Raw genomic sequence first — 15,889 nt, forward strand, 5'->3', positions numbered from 1 at the left:
GTTGGAAGGAAAAATTACCATGCAATTCGGCATCTTCACCATTGGCGACGTCACCGTAGACCCCACCACCGGCAAAGCTCCCACCGAAGGCGAACGCATCCACGCGATGACCCAAATCGCACTCAAGGCTGAAGAAGTAGGCCTCGATGTCTTTGCCACCGGCGAGCACCACAACCCACCATTTGTACCCTCCTCCCCAACCACACACTTAGCCTATATCGCAGCGAAAACCAAGAAGCTCCTGCTCTCTACCTCTACCACGCTGATCACCACCAACGACCCGGTAAAAATCGCCGAAGATTACGCCTTCCTCCAGCACCTCTCCGGCGGCCGTGTTGACCTCATGATGGGCCGTGGCAACACCGGACCCGTTTACCCATGGTTTGGCAAAGACATCCGCCAAGGCATCCCACTAGCGATTGAAAACTACCACCTCCTGCGCCGCCTCTGGCGCGAAGACGTAGTCAACTGGCAGGGCAAATTCCGCACACCGTTGCAGGGATACACCTCTACCCCAGCACCATTAGACGGCGTTGCACCATTCGTCTGGCACGGCTCCATCCGCTCCACCGAAATCGCAGAGCAAGCAGCCTTCTATGGCGACGGCTTCTTCCACAACAACATCTTCTGGAACAAAGAGCACACCGCCCAAATGGTCAACCTCTACCGCCAGCGTTTCGAACACTACGGACACGGCCAAGCAGACCAGGCCATCGTGGGACTCGGTGGCCAAGTCTTCATCGGCGATTCTGAAGAAGAAGCAAAGAAGACCTTCCGCCCCTACTTCGACAACGCCCCTGTCTACGGACACGGACCATCACTTGAAGATTTCTCCCGCCTGACCCCACTAACCGTCGGTACCGCTGAGCAAGTTATCGAACGCACCATGGAATTCGCCGACTGGGTAGGCGATTACCAGCGCCAGCTCTTCCTCATCGACCACGCCGGCCTGCCACTAGAAATGGTCCTTGATCAGATCGAACGCCTCGGCCACGATGTCGTCCCAGAGGTACGCCGCCGCATGGAGGAGCGTCGCCCAGACCACGTTCCATCCAACCCACCAACCCACCAGAGCCTGAAGGCCAACCGAAACAGCCCTCACTTCCAGATCAACCCTGGTCAGCCAACTGAGTAGTTTTTCTGAAACTAAGGAGACACATTATGCGAAAGCTCACTGTTGTTACCGCAGGCCTTTCTAACCCGTCCACCACTCGTTCCGTGGCGGATCAAATCACCAAGGCAGTCCAAACCGCTGTTTCTGCTCGTGGCGAATCCCTGGATATTGAAGTAATTGAAATCCGAGACCTGATCTTTGATCTCGCTACCTCATTCACAAGCGCCGGTATGAGCTCACCAGCACTTGACGCTGCAAAACAGCGCCTTGCTGAATCCGATGGCCTGATCGCTGTTACCCCAGTATTTACCGCGAGCTACTCCGGCATCTTCAAGATGTTCTTTGATGTCCTGGACCCCAAGACCATTGTGGGTCTGCCCACCATCATTGCGGCATCTGCTGGAACGGCACGCCACTCACTGGTTCTCGACCACGCCATCCGACCACTGTTTACCTACTTGCGAGCAGTTGTCGTACCCACCGGCGTGTTCGCAGCCACGGAAGATTTCGGCACTGAAGCTGGCGCCGACTTTGAACGTCGCGTGAACCGCGCAGCTGGCGAATTAGCGACACTCATGTTGCAGGATTACTCCAGTGTGGAAGGCCTTGGGGGCGCAACCGCGAACCAAGACGCTGACCTTTCCTTCCGTCGCACCACTGGCGTGACCCCGGGAGAGAACTTCAGCAGCTTTGCCGATCTTCTCAAAGGACACGACGGAAACGGCTAAATTCGCGGATCTCCGTTTAAGGCATTGAAGCATTTGGAGACCCCAAGACATGACCCAGACCCTGTAAAGCGCTTAAACGGCGTTTTAGAGGGTCATAGTTTTGGGACAAGTGTGACAAGTGTGAATCCTGAAAGCTTCCAGGGCAAGGATCCACCACAAACCGGCCATCGCCCTTTGGAATCGGTCCGAAAATTGCAGGTACAGAGCCTTTCACCGAGAAAATCCACCACAGATTGCTGAAATTTCATGATCTGTGGTGGATTCGTGCAACTTCAGACTCTCACGGAGGCGATGGACCAAAAACAACTACAATCAAGCAGATCACCTTGTACACCACCAGAGAAAAGGCCCACCCTCAGCCATGGCTATCAGTGTTGTTGATCTATTTAGCATCGGTATCGGACCATCATCCTCACATACCGTCGGCCCCATGAGAGCCGCCCTCACGTATATCTCTGAATTTCCCAGCTCGCATGTCGATATCACGTTGCACGGATCCCTTGCCGCCACCGGTAAAGGCCACTGCACTGACCGGGCGGTATTACTGGGTCTGGTGGGATGGGAACCAACGATAGTTCCCATTGATGCTGCACCCTCACCCGGCGCGCCGATTCCTGCGAAAGGTTCTGTGAACGGGCCAAAGGGAACGGTGTCGTATTCCCTGACGTTTGATCCTCATCCTCTTCCAGAACACCCCAATGCCGTTACCTTTAAAGGATCAACCACAAGGACTTATTTGTCGGTGGGTGGTGGGTTCATTATGACGTTGGAGGATTTCCGGAAGCTGGACGATATCGGATCAGGTGTGTCAACCATTCATCCAGAGGCAGAGGTGCCTTGTCCTTTTCAGAAGAGTTCCCAATTACTCGCATATGGGCGCGATTTTGCGGAGGTCATGAAGGATAATGAGCGCTTAATCCACGGGGATCTTGGCACAGTGGATGCCCATTTGGATCGAGTGTGGCAGATTATGCAGGAGTGCGTGGCACAAGGCATCGCAACGCCTGGGATTTTACCGGGTGGGTTGAATGTGCAACGTCGGGCGCCGCAGGTACACGCGCTGATTAGCAACGGGGATACGTGTGAGCTGGGTGCTGATCTTGATGCTGTGGAGTGGGTGAATCTGTACGCCTTGGCGGTGAATGAAGAAAACGCCGCTGGTGGTCGTGTGGTTACTGCTCCGACTAATGGTGCTGCGGGGATTATTCCGGCGGTGATACACTATGCGCGGGATTTTTTGACAGGTTTTGGGGCGGAGCAGGCGCGGACGTTTTTGTATACCGCGGGTGCGGTGGGCATCATCATTAAGGAAAATGCCTCGATCTCTGGCGCGGAGGTGGGGTGTCAGGGTGAGGTTGGTTCAGCGTCCGCGATGGCGGCTGCCGGGTTGTGTGCAGTCTTAGGTGGTTCTCCGCAACAGGTGGAAAACGCCGCGGAGATTGCGTTGGAGCACAATTTGGGATTGACGTGCGATCCGGTGGGCGGGTTAGTGCAGATTCCGTGTATTGAACGCAACGCTATTGCTGCCATGAAGTCCATCAATGCGGCAAGGCTTGCCCGGATTGGTGATGGCAACAATCGCGTGAGTTTGGATGATGTGGTGGTCACGATGGCTGCCACCGGTCGGGACATGTTGACCAAATACAAGGAAACGTCCCTTGGTGGTTTGGCAACCACCTTGGGCTTCCCGGTGTCGATGACGGAGTGTTAGCGGTACGGCTTTAACACGGCTTGGATTTTGTCTTGCTTGGCGAGGTAGGACTGGCACTGGGCGTCGATAAGCTCAGCTGACCACCCGGTGACCTGCGCCATTGCTTCGGCCGTCGCACGCACGGCAGCCGGTTGCACATAACCCAGCGTGCCGAGCACAATGCGACGATCCAGCACGTCCGCCAGGTCGACGGCCGCCTCCTCGGCGACAGCAAAAACGGCCTGCGCCGCGATATCAAGGTTGTCTGGGTCAAGTCGGCGCCCCAGGTCGGGTTGCTTTGCGACGAGATCCAGCACTTTTTCATGCTCAGTTCCATACAGTCTGGCCAGATGCACGCGGATTTCATCATCCACATCCAGCTCGGGGTGGCTGCGAAGCGCTGACTCAAAGGAATCACCCACGGACTCATACGCGCCAAAAGAAGTACTCAACGGCATCTGCCTGGAGTCAAAGTGGCGCAGCGGAGGTAACACCGCAGCTTGGTGCTCCACCACATGCTCAATCACCTTGTACCCCATCACGCGCGAAGTGGTCCACTTGCCGCCAGAGACAGACACCAAACCATCAATGCCCACGTTGGCGTGATCAGAAATATCGAAACGGCGAGAGGACGTGTAGGTGTCGGTGCCGTCATCAACAAGCGGGCGCACACCCACCAGCGTGGAGATGATCTCTTTGCGATCAAGCGGTGTAGCGCGTACCGAATCGATGGTCTCAAGCAGCAAATCGATATCGCTTTCATCTGCAGCCGCATCATCAGCGTCACCGTCAATCATGGTGTCGGTTGGACCAATAAGGGTGCGCCCCATCCACGGATTCACGATCACATGCTTGCCGTTTTTACCACGCACAAACACGCCACTCTGACTGCCCAAATCACCAGTGAGCAAATGCACTCCCTTGGATTGGCGCACCTTCAACTTGGTTACCTCCGCCAAATCACCCAACGCCTGCGCAACCCACGGACCCGCAGCGTTGATCACCACAGGGGCATACACCTCATGCGTGGTGTTGGTGACCTGATCAGTCACTTCTACACCCTTGACGCGGCCTTCTTCCACGTTCCGGAGAATGCGAGTGACTTTGGCGTGGTTAATCGCCGTTCCGCCATCTGCCGCAAAAGCTTTAATCACCGCGAGGAGGAGTCGTTCTGCATGGAGATTCAACGTATCATCGTGGCGCCACGCTCCCTTCAAGCCCTCCGGGTCAAGCCACGGGACTTCCTTGAGCAGTGCATTTTTAGGAATCCACCGGAAACGCGGCGAGTGGTTTTCCTTCGATTGCCCCTGGTTACGCTGCCACGCCATCGTTTCATACAACGCCACACCAGCACCCAACACAGGGGCTTTCGGCTCTGACCAATCAAACGCCGTGAGCATGAAACTGCGTGGAGCCACCAAATGCGGAGCGGCGATACCTAGGTACCGGCGTTCCTTCACGGCTTCCTGGACCACGCCGAAATCGTACTGCTCCAAATAGCGCAAACCACCATGAATCATCTTGGAGGTTGTCGATGATGTTCCAGAAGAATAATCTCTGGCCTCAAACATCACAGTGCGTAAACCGCGGCCTTGAGCATGTCGCGCAATCTGTACACCTGAGATTCCACCGCCAATCACAATGACGTCATAATTATCGCGAAGCGGAGTGCCAATCCGGCGGGATTCAAAGTGTGCGCTCGTCATAAAAGTGAGCCTAATAGGAAAACCGCCAACCCACATCGTGAATTGACGGTTTTTTACTTATGAATTATTTAAACAAGTTTCTCCTGCAAAAAGGCCACAACCTCGTCCAATGCGACATCGTGCTGCTCATGCGCACGCATATCCTTCACCGCGATGGTGTTGTTCTCCAGCTCCTGCTCGCCCAGCACCAAGGTGTACAACGCGTTGGAGCGGTCAGCGCCCTTCATGGCACCCTTCAGGCCACGGTCGCCGTAAGACATATCGGTGGAAATGCCCGCAGCGCGCAGCTTGTTCACGATTCCAGCAAGCGCCTTCTTGGCATCCTTGCCCAGTGGAACGCCGTACACATCAACGCGACGCTCAGCACCGACGGTCACGCCTTCAGCTTCCAGAGCCAACATGGTGCGATCCACACCCAGGCCATAGCCGATGCCAGACAGATCCTGTCCGCCAAGCTGTGCCATCAGACCGTCGTAGCGTCCGCCGCCACCAATACCAGACTGTGCGCCCAGGCCATCGTGAACGAACTCAAAACAAGTCTTGGTGTAGTAATCCAAACCACGAACCATGCGTGGGTTAATCACATATGGAACACCCATGTCATCGAGCAAACCAGTCACTGTTTCAAAGTGCTCACGGCACTCTGCATCAAGGTGATCCAGCATCAATGGTGCATCCGCAGTCATCTCTTGGACTTCAGGACGCTTATCATCCAACACCCGAAGTGGGTTGATCTCTGCGCGCTTGCGGGTTTCCTCATCCAAAGGAAGTGCAAACAAGAAATCCTGCAGCTTCTGACGATACTCGGGACGGCAGTGACGATCACCCAAGCTGGTGAGCTCCAGACGGAAATCCTTCAGCCCCAAGCTGCGGTACGAACGATCCGCCAACGCAATGATCTCCGCATCAAGCGCTGGATCATCCACACCAATGGCCTCCACGCCGACCTGCTGAAGCTGACGGTAGCGACCCGCCTGTGGACGCTCATAACGGAAGAATGGTCCCGCATAGTTCAACTTCACGGGAAGTTGACCGCGATCCAAGCTGTGTTCAATAACCGCACGCATCACGCCTGCAGTGCCTTCTGGGCGCAGCGTGACAGAGCGCTCGCCACGATCAGCGAAGGTGTACATTTCCTTGCTCACTACGTCAGTGGACTCACCAACACCACGCGCAAACAAGCCGGTGTCTTCAAAGATCGGCAGCTCAATATGCTCAAACCCGGCCTTATGTGCTTGATTAACAAAGGCATCACGGACTGCTAAAAACGCTGCAGATTTTGGTGGGGCGTAATCAGGAACACCCTTGGGTGCAGCAAATGACTGAAGCTTTTCAGACTTGGACTTGTTTTGACTCACGATTATTAACGATACCTATTCGAAGAAGTAGTACGGAACTTAGCCCTACAGTGCCAGCAAGAAAGGGTTACCAGTGCGTTCTGCACGCATGGTTGTGGTTGGGCCATGCCCAGGAAGAATCTGCAATGCATCATCAAGTGGGAGCACTGCCGTGCGTAGTGACTCATTCATGGCATCTGCATCAGACCACTCAAAATCAGTGCGACCAATAGAGCCCTTGAACAACACATCACCGCTAAAGCAGTATTCCTTGCCGACGATCAGCGTACAACCAGGTGAATGCCCTGGTGCATGCTTCAATGTGAATTCTTCGCCAGCCAAAGTAATTGTCTCACCGTCAACCAAATCACGCAGTGACTCAGGATCAGGCGACACCATGTTGTCGGCGTCGAAAAGCATGGCCGTCTTTGTTCCAGATCCCTTGTAGACCTCAAGAAAAAACGCATCATCAGGATGGATGTAGACCGGCGCATTGAAACGCTTTGCCACAACACCAGCATCACGGGTGTGATCAATGTGTCCGTGGGTGAGCACAATCTTGTCCACGCTCAAATTATTCGTGGTGATGTATTCCACCAAATCATCGTGGGCATGCATGCCAGGATCAATGATCGCGACCTCATTCTCCCCGCGCACCACATAGCAATTTGTTTTATACGGACCAGCCGCGAATCCGAGAATCTCCATGGATAAACAGTGTAGTGCGCAAGGGGCGCTCCCCCATCATTCCCTCAAGGTGTGAAGATACAGTTAGGATAGAAAAGAATTTTTTTGACGTTGGACATTCTCAAAATCAAGTAGCAAGGGATCAAACTCTGTGAGCACTAATAAGGAACGACGCCAACAGGCGCTTTCCCAGCTGGAGAAAGAAATCAAAAGCCGGGACCGCAAAGAAAAGACCAAGCCACTAACCGTGGTCTTTGCTTCCCTGGCTGTCATCCTGGTTGTCGTTGGCGGTATCTGGTACGCAGCTACCCGCAGCACCGAAGACGAAGTCATCACCGCTGATGAAACATCCACCACCGCAGAGACCCCTGACTATCAGCCACTGGCGCTGACCCGCACCACTGCGCTCGGCGACTCCGTGACCTGTGAGTACCCAGATGCTGGCGAGGCTTCCAAGGATGTCTCCAAGCCTGCTACTGAAAACGTGCCAGCAACCGGCACCGTGACCGTCAACCTGACCACTGCACAGGGCAACATCGGCATGGAACTTGATCGCTCCGTATCCCCTTGTACCGTCAACGCTGTTGAGCACATGGCTTCCGAGGGCTACTACAACGACACTGTCTGCCACCGCATCACCACCTCTGGCATTTACGTTCTACAGTGCGGCGATCCAAGTGGCACCGGCGCAGGTGGCCCAGGCTTCAGCTTTGCCAACGAATACCCCACCGATGAAGCAACTGACCTGACCACCCCAGTCATCTACGAGCGCGGCACCATCGCCATGGCCAACGCTGGCGCTGACACCAACGGCTCCCAGTTCTTCCTCAACTACGAGGATTCCCCACTGGCACCGAACTACACCTACTTCGGCCAGATCACCGAAGAAGGCCTTGCAACCCTCGATGCCATCGCAGAAGTTGGCGCTGAAGGTGGAACCGGCGACGGAGCACCAGCTCAAGAGGTTCGCATTGAATCCGCAACTGTTGCGTAAGTTCTAAGCCCCTCTTCTTTCAACACCGTGTTTCTTGGCCAGCTGCCAAGAGGCACGGTGTTTTTGCTGTCTTTGACTACTATTTCTGCCGCTGGATCACAGATTGCTTTTACTGGATGCCTCTTCTGGATGCATCGCAGGACAGTTCACTGGGCATTTCCAGGCCAGATCCCCAATCGTTTGCATCCTGTTAAATCCATGTTAACCGGACTTTTATCTTTATTTTGATCCGTTTTTGCCCCTAAACACTCTCAGGTTTCTCAGTGAAAATTGAGAATTGGTGTCGCATGACGCCCCATTTGCGCAGGCAGTAGGTAGTAAATGGTTAGATACTTTTAAAAAGGAGCCTGCCACCCCAAATAGGGGTAAAGGACTGGCATGTATTTTACAGGCGCCTGCAAGGAATAGTCCCAAGAAGTCGAAAACTAGTCACATTAGTCACAAAAATCACTTAAATAACATCTTGCTTGAATTTTCATCACAAAAGGCTTGCACGACTATAAAGCCCCGGTTAAGGTGATCAGAGAAATTCAACCTCTCTGAAATGAAGGATCCAGGAAATGAAGCTTTTCTCCCGCACCTCACTGGTTGCACTTGGTACCGCTGCAGCTATCACTCTCTCCGGCGTAACCGCTCCTGCATTCGCTGATGAGGTCCCCAACGCAGCTGTAAGTGCTCTTAAGACCGCTGAAGATAATGCCCCTGAGGCGCCAGGGGCTTCTGCTCCCCTGAAGCTTGAGCAGCCTGGCACCATCACCGGCGTCCCTGGCAAGGCGATCACCCCGGTCACTGTTCAGGTCATCGCAGGCGAAGCAGTATCCTTCACCTCAGGCAACCTTCCTTCTGGTCTCCTTATCGACAACACCGGAAAGATCACCGGTACTCCAAAGAAGGAATTCACTGGTCCCGCAAAGATCATTGCCAAGAACGAAGCAGGCGTTGAAGCAGAAGTTTACGTTAACTTTGATTTCAACGAAGAGCCTTCCAGCGGTTCCTCCGACACTGACAACATCAACGACTGGATCAAGATCATCACCGCAATTATCGGTGCACTAACCACCATCCTAACCTTCAGCACCAAGCTGGATTCTTTTCTGAAGTAATTCAAGACTTAACCGACTAATCCTTTGTGAACTAATTTTCACAAAGGATTTTTTGTCACTTCGGGCTTCTCCACCCCGAATTTCCTTGCGGTATTCTAAGCAAAATCTTAGCTTTGACCTGCACAAATAGTTGCAAATTGTCCCACGTATACATAAAGTAGCTTGCGTATTTAAAATTATGAACCTAAGGGGTTTAGCAATGAAGCTGTTTTCTCGTACTTCCCTCGTCGCCCTCGGCACTGCTGCTGCAATGACAGCAACCACTCTCTCTGCACCAGTTCAGGCTGAAGAAGTAACACCGGCCCAGGTTGTTTACGTGGCTGACGCAGCAGAGGAAGAAAACGGCAGCTCAAACGGCTCCTCTGACATTGATGTGGACCAGATTTCTGATTACATCCTCATCGTTACTGGCGTTATTGGTATTCTCAGCGCTGGCCTGACCTTCGCTACCGCTTTCGAACGCTCCATGCGATAGGTCCTAGCGCCACCGGAACGCTAAAAGCCTTGGGCTTCAACCACACGGTGGTTGAAGCCCAAGGCTTTTTCACAATCTAAAGGGGCTCTTCCTGTTTTAGAGTGCATTGATCTTATGGACCAACTGCCCTGAATGGATAAGGCACCGCAGAATGTAGTGGTTCAAATTACGGAAACCTAGAGCAATCCCACGCAAATGCTCCAACCGTCCGTTGATCGCTTCGACCGGACCGTTGGAGACACCAACATCGAAATACGCCAACACATCACCAAGTCGTTTAAACAAACTACGACCCAACTGCGCGAGTTCCTTATTCGGCCCCTTCAACACCCGAAGCTGATCAATAATGGTCCGCATTTTCTTCTTCGCTTCACGCTTATTACCCATCTGATAACAATCAATAATCGCCTGATACGCAAGCCACGCAAGCTTTAACACCCCGTAGTCTTTGTCATACGCCCACAACTGCTCCAAGCTTTCTTGCTGACGAGGACTCAACCACTTGTGCGTGGTCAACAAGGTCTTCCGGTTTTTATACAACGGATCCTGGCTTAAACCACGACGCTGGTATTTCTCCCGCTGGAGGCGTTGCCGGCAGGCGGTGAGCTTGTCACCAGCAAGTCGCACAACATGGAATGGATCCATCACGCGACGAGCAGAAGGAATGAGTTCTTTACTTGCTGTGGCGTAGCCTTGGAATCCATCCATGGACACGATCCGTATCTGATTGCGGAACTGTTCACCGCGGGAGCCAAGCCAGGACCGTAAAGCATCAGCACTACGACCTGGGACGACATCTAATAACCGGGCAGGACACCGTGAGTCATACCGATGCCCGGTCATATCGACAATCACGGTGACAAACCCATCACCATGCTTAGCCCTATTATGTGACCACTTATGCTCATCCACCCCAATGACATACACTCCATCAAGATGGTGAGGATCGTTATAGACCAGCTCACGGCACATATCGAGGGCTAGTTGGCAGGTTAAATCCCACCCTAGCCCAAGTGCTTTCGCGGTTGCGTGAACACTCATCCGGTCAATAGCAAGGCGTTGTAAAATCCAGCGGGTGACCCGGTGGGTGACCTTTACCGTGGTCAGCGCAGCTTAGTTCTGCTTGGAAATACTTTTGCTTACATGTGGGGTTGGTGCAGCGGTAGCGAGGTAGACGGATAAACAGTTTGGTGGGAAACCCGACGATGGGTAAATCAATGAGCATCCGGTGGGTGTGATGACGAAACACCCCAGGTTGGGAGCATTCTGGGCAGGTGGAGGTGTAGTCGAGTGCGTCTGCTTCGATCAGGGTGTAATCACCTGCATCGGAAGCGCCGGTGATGGTGAGTCCTAGTTCCGCAGTGCGGCAGATGGTGTCAGCGATGATGTTGCCGGTAGACTTCATGGGTAGAGCCTTTTGTTGGTGTTTGGTTAGCTTAGATACCTAAACCTTAACCCTGACAAAAGGCTCGTTTATTTTCGGGTCTACACCGCTCGCCCGGGTTCTGTGATGTACCCCAAAACCGGAAGGGCCTCTAAAGGCCTCTAGCCACCCGAGGTCACTCGGTAGACATCAAACACTCCTTCGGCATTGCGCAGCTGTGTCATCAGGGATCCCAACTGCTTGGTGTCAGAGACCGCAAAGGTAAAGCGCACGGTGGCTACGCGGTCTTCTGAGCAATGGGAGTTCATTGCGGTAACAGAGACTTTTTGTTCGTTGATTACGCGGGTAAGCTCAAAGAGCAGGCCTGCGCGATCAAGTGCTTCAAGCTGCAGTGTCGCTGAGAAGACTGAACCTTGGCCTTCCGAAGCCCAAGAGACGGAGACAATGCGTTCTGGCTCTTCTTTGAGCTTCTCCACGTTGGTGCAGTCTGTTCGGTGCACGGAGACGCCTCCACCACGGGTGACGAATCCAAAGATTTCATCTCCTGGCACTGGCATACAGCATTTAGCGAGCTTAGCCATGACATCTGGGCTGCCTTCGACCAGGATGCCGGTGCTGCTTTCCGTGGTGGCACGGGAGTTGACCAGCTCGCTGAATGGGGTGCGTGCAACCAATGCGTCTTCGGCATCTTCTTCGTCACCAAAGATAGCCATGAGGCGGTTGACTACGTGTTGCGCAGATACAGAACCGGAGCCGATGGCTGTGTAGAGCGCATCTACATCTGGGTAGTGCAGCTCTGTTGCCACCGTCTTCATGGAGGACGCGGTGAACAAGCGGTGCATTGGCAGGCCGCCACGCTGAATAACTGCTGCCAGCGCATCGCGTCCGGCTTCTAGGTATTCTTCGCGTCGTTCCTTGGCAAACCACTGGCGAATCTTGGCCTTTGCACGAGGTGAGACAACAAATTCTTGCCATCCCCTACTAGGTCCTGCGTTTTGGTCCTTGGAGGTAAAGACTTCAACACGATCGCCGGATTTGAGTTTCGTTTCCAAAGCGACCAGTTTGCCGTTGATTTTGGCGCCGATGCAGCGGTGCCCCACTTCGGTGTGCACCGCGTAGGCGAAGTCCACCGGGGTGGAGTTCACCGGCAGGTTGACCACATCACCTTTGGGTGTGAACACGAAGATCTGCTTGGAAGTCAGATCATAGCGCAGGCTGTCCAGGAACTCGTTGGGGTCGGCTGCTTCTTTTTGCCAGTCCAGAAGTTGGCGCATCCACGCCATTTGATCCACTTCGGCTTGCTCGCCACTGTGGCTGCCTTTGGTTTCTTTGTATCGCCAGTGCGCTGCAATGCCGAATTCGGCGTTGTAGTGCATGTCGTGGGTACGTGCCTGAACCTCCAGAGGCTTACCGCCAGGTCCCATCACGGTGGTGTGCAGGGATTGGTAGACACCGAAGCGCGGGGCTGAAATATAGTCTTTGAATCGGCCAGGCAGAGCATTGAACAGGGAGTGCACGACACCGATGGCGGCGTAACAGTTGTTCACGTTGTCTACCAGGATGCGGATGCCAACAAGATCAAAAATATCGTCAAAATCACGACCGCGAACGATCATCTTTTGATAGATAGACCAGTAGTGCTTTGGTCGACCAAGCACTTCTGCCGCGATGTTGTTTTCGCGCAAGCCACCGGTGACTTGATCAATAATTTCTTTGAGGTACCGGTCTCTAGAGGGCGCGCGGTCGGCAACAAGACGCACGATCTCTTCGTACTTCTTGGGGTACAAAATGGCAAAGGATAGATCTTCCAATTCCCATTTCACGCTGGCCATGCCCAGGCGGTGTGCCAAAGGAGCAATGACTTCAAGGGTTTGGCGTGCTTTTTTAGCTTGCTTTTCCGGCGGCAGGAACCGCATGGTGCGCATATTGTGCAAACGGTCGGCCACTTTAATCACCAGCACGCGGGGGTCCTGGCTCATGGCGACGATCATTTTGCGAATCGTTTCGGCCTCCGCCGCAGCACCTAGTGCGACTTTGTCGAGCTTGGTGACACCGTCGACAAGCCTGGCAACTTCTTCTCCGAAATCTCGGGTGAGATCGTCCAAAGAGTAGTCGGTGTCTTCCACCGTGTCATGCAACAAGGCTGCGACGAGCGTGGTGGTGTCCATGCCGATTTCCGCGGCGATGGTGGCGACAGCCAACGGGTGGGTAATATACGGATCGCCCGATTTTCGAATCACACCATCATGAAGACGTTCCGCGGTGTCATATGCACGTTCCAACACTTGTACGTCGGCGCGTGGGTGAAATTGCCGGTGGATGCTCAGCAGCGGATCCAGCACAGGGTTGGTGCGAACGCGGTTTCCTGTGAGGCTGCGGGCAAGCCTGGCTGACATGCTTCGCACACCCATGGAAGATTTTTGCGTGTTGCGCTCCAGACTCATTTTCCTGCCGCCTTTCTTTCGATCCTTCTACTGAGGATCTCTGACCACAATGACGGGCCTATCACCAAGATTATCCCTACCGCCGAGGCCTGGGACCTCAATGGCAAGAACATATCCGGAAACATGTCCGTCACACGATTCAATTAGTTTACGTGCAGCGCCCAAGGTGCCGCCGGTTGCCAGCACATCGTCGATCAAAACGATGTTTTTACCAGCAATGTCGATTCCTTCACTGGGCAGCTCGAGTGCTGCAGTGCCGTATTCAAGTTCATACTCCTGGGTCACCACAGGTGGGGGGAGCTTTCCCTTCTTGCGGATCGCCAGCACACCCAGACCGAGTTTGTAGGCAACAGCGGATCCGAGGAGGAATCCGCGCGCATCTAAGCCACCGATGATTTCTGCATTCAGTTTTTCTGCAGCTTCAGCCATGGCATCTACAACAGCTGCAAAAGATTCCGCGTCTCCCAGAACTGGAGTGAGATCTTCAAAAAGCACACCCTTTTCTGGGAAATCCTGCACATATCGGGTTTTCTTGTCCAGGGCCTCACGTGCCCTGTCGAAGGTGCTTAGAGCCTGTTCGCTCACTACTTAATCCTCACTTCTGGACCAACGGTCCATGTTCCAACCGATACCGGCTAGGTCTGTATTAACAACAACGTTACCGACTGTGCGATCTATCACAAACACTCGGGGTTGCGCTGCTAGTGGAATTGATGGGACTTCAGCCCACAATTGTTCTTCAGTGCGCCTCGTCGACTCCGCATCAGTTCCAATGGTATTGGCATTTTCATACTCCCGATGTGGATCCACTGTACGCAGAACAGCGTCAAGTGTCCCTTCGAAGTACTGCTCATAGCCCCATTCACTGACTTCGGTTCGACTGAGATCATTAAGACTAACAGCCTCCTGCGACGCATCGATAACGGTGATACCGGCAGGCTCACAACTTTGGCGAATCGCCTCCACCATTGCAGCCTTGCGCTCATCGGGTCCGTCGTAGCCAATACGGATGGATTGACCCGCCAACGCTGAGGCGGCATTAATATCCACCGCCATGTGCTGTGCTGGCAGATCACCGATTTGGTGCACGACCGGATTTTGGTGACGCACCGAGTGCACACCTACGGCAGGCACATCGATTCCAGAGATGCTTGACGACGCCGCAGCCACCGCTTCCTGGTCAACGCAGGCCGCAAATGCCTGCCGGGCCTCCGTAGCGTAAAACACGCCGGCACTGGCCAAGGTGAGCTGCTCAGTCAAAACACCGACCTCTTCCTTAATATCATAAGGATTCAATGGGTCATCGCGATTTACCCACGGCTCGCTCTCCCACGCCACAACATCTGCGATCTGAAGGTTTCCATTATCCGCAATGGCGCTGAGATCCGAGCCTTTAGGCCACATCGTGATTTCTGCTTCAACCGCCTGGTCGCCACTGTAAAACTCATTGCGTACCAGCTTGACTTCGCCGAATTCACCCACAGAATCCACCTTGTACGGGCCAAAAGCCGTCTGCAGCTCTGGATCAAACTGGGACAGCTGGAAACCTTCGCTCCACACACGAGCAGGTTCAGTCAACGCTTCAGGATCCTTATCCTTTAACGCCTGATTAAGCTCCTCCAAGGTCATACCTGCTTTGGAAGCAACGGCATGGGCTGGCAACAAATCGCCCTGCTCAAAAAGATAACGCCAACGCTCACCGAGGTCTTCCTTGAACACCACGGTGGCTACTTTAGAACCAGATACACAGTCCACTCGCTCAATCTGCGAGGTCAATGGCACATGGGACTGGAACAGTTCCGGCATCTGCCCAGCTGTCGCAGAGAGCAGAAAATCATCACACACCACAGGCTGACCATCTGAGTAGGTGGCATCTTCATTGATAGTGTAAATCACCTGGCGGTTAATACCCGGCAATACCTGCGTGGAAGCAAGATCAGTGTTGGGAATCATCTGCCCAGAAGGACCCTGAACATACACACCCGGATACACTCTGGCAGCCAAAAGACCAGCATCATTAGCCACTCCCAACAGCGACGCCGCGTTGGTTGTAGCCAGCGAAGAGTTAACTGCGTAGCCGAAAAGGCTTGTTTGGTGGCTGGTTGGTTCCGGTTCCCCATCACCACAGCTTGTCATCACTAACGCTGCAACCAACATGATTACCGCGCTGCGTGACTTCCGAAACAACATGTGTGAAGTACCCAGCCTTTCCCCGAATCGTAATAGG

General features: G+C 53.7%; 12 protein-coding genes and 1 pseudogene. 6 read left to right on the top strand and 7 right to left on the bottom strand.

Annotated features, from left to right (window positions below; genetic code table 11):
• The first annotated feature begins 19 nt into the window (after positions 1 to 19).
• From KW808_RS08880 to KW808_RS08890, 3 genes are all read left to right on the top strand, one after another.
• Positions 20 to 1,135: a CE1758 family FMN-dependent luciferase-like monooxygenase gene (locus KW808_RS08880; protein ID WP_003862148.1), complete on the top strand. Its 1,116-nt coding sequence runs from the start codon at positions 20 to 22 to the stop codon at positions 1,133 to 1,135.
• Between the two features lie 26 nt (positions 1,136 to 1,161).
• On the top strand, positions 1,162 to 1,842 hold the full coding sequence (locus KW808_RS08885; RefSeq protein ID WP_003862146.1) for an FMN reductase: 681 nt from the start codon (positions 1,162 to 1,164) through the stop codon (positions 1,840 to 1,842).
• Positions 1,843 to 2,203: 361 nt separating this feature from the next.
• Positions 2,204 to 3,553: an L-serine ammonia-lyase gene (locus KW808_RS08890; protein WP_499651954.1), complete on the top strand. Its 1,350-nt coding sequence runs from the start codon at positions 2,204 to 2,206 to the stop codon at positions 3,551 to 3,553.
• Here KW808_RS08890 and KW808_RS08895 read toward each other — a convergent pair.
• The 3 genes from KW808_RS08895 to KW808_RS08905 form a co-directional block, all read right to left on the bottom strand.
• Positions 3,550 to 5,238 (bottom strand): glycerol-3-phosphate dehydrogenase/oxidase, encoded by a 1,689-nt coding sequence (locus tag KW808_RS08895; RefSeq protein ID WP_034983767.1) that lies wholly within the window; start codon positions 5,236 to 5,238, stop codon positions 3,550 to 3,552. The two genes, KW808_RS08890 and KW808_RS08895, sit on opposite strands and share 4 nt — an antisense overlap.
• A 68-nt stretch (positions 5,239 to 5,306) precedes the next feature.
• Positions 5,307 to 6,596, bottom strand: a complete 1,290-nt coding sequence (gene hisS / locus KW808_RS08900; protein ID WP_003862140.1) for a histidine--tRNA ligase — start codon at positions 6,594 to 6,596, stop codon at positions 5,307 to 5,309.
• Between the two features lie 45 nt (positions 6,597 to 6,641).
• On the bottom strand, positions 6,642 to 7,283 hold the full coding sequence (locus KW808_RS08905; RefSeq protein WP_011014510.1) for an MBL fold metallo-hydrolase: 642 nt from the start codon (positions 7,281 to 7,283) through the stop codon (positions 6,642 to 6,644).
• A 130-nt stretch (positions 7,284 to 7,413) separates the two neighbouring features.
• Between KW808_RS08905 and KW808_RS08910 the strand changes: the two genes are divergently transcribed.
• From KW808_RS08910 to KW808_RS08920, 3 genes are all read left to right on the top strand, one after another.
• Positions 7,414 to 8,256: a peptidylprolyl isomerase gene (locus KW808_RS08910; protein WP_003855913.1), complete on the top strand. Its 843-nt coding sequence runs from the start codon at positions 7,414 to 7,416 to the stop codon at positions 8,254 to 8,256.
• A 560-nt stretch (positions 8,257 to 8,816) separates the two neighbouring features.
• The gene (locus tag KW808_RS08915; RefSeq protein ID WP_003862136.1) at positions 8,817 to 9,359 is read left to right on the top strand and encodes a putative Ig domain-containing protein; all 543 of its coding nucleotides are present in this window, start codon (positions 8,817 to 8,819) and stop codon (positions 9,357 to 9,359) included.
• Between the two features lie 199 nt (positions 9,360 to 9,558).
• Positions 9,559 to 9,834 carry a hypothetical protein gene (locus tag KW808_RS08920; RefSeq protein ID WP_003862133.1) on the top strand — a complete coding sequence of 92 codons (276 nt, stop codon included), beginning with the start codon at positions 9,559 to 9,561 and terminating at the stop codon, positions 9,832 to 9,834.
• Between the two features lie 96 nt (positions 9,835 to 9,930).
• Here the strand turns inward: KW808_RS08920 and KW808_RS08925 are convergent.
• The 4 genes and pseudogenes from KW808_RS08925 to KW808_RS08940 all read right to left on the bottom strand — a co-directional run bounded on the left by KW808_RS08925 (position 9,931) and on the right by KW808_RS08940 (position 15,852).
• Positions 9,931 to 11,239: pseudogene (locus KW808_RS08925) on the bottom strand (ISL3-like element IS31831 family transposase).
• Between the two features lie 140 nt (positions 11,240 to 11,379).
• Entirely contained in the window at positions 11,380 to 13,662 is a 2,283-nt protein-coding gene (locus KW808_RS08930) for a RelA/SpoT family protein (RefSeq protein WP_003855910.1), read from the bottom strand.
• A gap of 27 nt (positions 13,663 to 13,689) precedes the next feature.
• On the bottom strand, positions 13,690 to 14,247 hold the full coding sequence (locus KW808_RS08935) for an adenine phosphoribosyltransferase (RefSeq protein ID WP_003855909.1): 558 nt from the start codon (positions 14,245 to 14,247) through the stop codon (positions 13,690 to 13,692).
• 3 nt (positions 14,248 to 14,250) lie between these two features.
• Positions 14,251 to 15,852, bottom strand: coding sequence for a periplasmic substrate-binding domain-containing protein (locus KW808_RS08940; protein WP_003859904.1), 1,602 nt, complete (start codon positions 15,850 to 15,852; stop codon positions 14,251 to 14,253).
• Between the last annotated feature and the right edge of the window lie 37 nt (positions 15,853 to 15,889).

The organism is [Brevibacterium] flavum, from assembly GCF_019317305.1.
In the GTDB taxonomy this organism is placed as follows: Bacteria; Actinomycetota; Actinomycetes; order Mycobacteriales; family Mycobacteriaceae; genus Corynebacterium; species Corynebacterium glutamicum.

Bases quoted from the DNA above. Each gene is read 5' to 3' on its own strand.
- KW808_RS08880 (WP_003862148.1), top strand. From the start codon at position 20: ATGCAATTCGGCATCTTCACCATTGGCGACGTCACCGTAGACCCCACC.
- KW808_RS08885 (WP_003862146.1), top strand. From the start codon at position 1,162: ATGCGAAAGCTCACTGTTGTTACCGCAGGCCTTTCTAACCCGTCCACC.
- KW808_RS08890 (WP_499651954.1), top strand. From the start codon at position 2,204: ATGGCTATCAGTGTTGTTGATCTATTTAGCATCGGTATCGGACCATCA.
- KW808_RS08895 (WP_034983767.1), bottom strand. From the start codon at position 5,238: ATGACGAGCGCACACTTTGAATCCCGCCGGATTGGCACTCCGCTTCGC.
- KW808_RS08905 (WP_011014510.1), bottom strand. From the start codon at position 7,283: ATGGAGATTCTCGGATTCGCGGCTGGTCCGTATAAAACAAATTGCTAT.
- KW808_RS08915 (WP_003862136.1), top strand. From the start codon at position 8,817: ATGAAGCTTTTCTCCCGCACCTCACTGGTTGCACTTGGTACCGCTGCA.
- KW808_RS08920 (WP_003862133.1), top strand. From the start codon at position 9,559: ATGAAGCTGTTTTCTCGTACTTCCCTCGTCGCCCTCGGCACTGCTGCT.
- KW808_RS08930 (WP_003855910.1), bottom strand. From the start codon at position 13,662: ATGAGTCTGGAGCGCAACACGCAAAAATCTTCCATGGGTGTGCGAAGC.
- KW808_RS08940 (WP_003859904.1), bottom strand. From the start codon at position 15,852: ATGTTGTTTCGGAAGTCACGCAGCGCGGTAATCATGTTGGTTGCAGCG.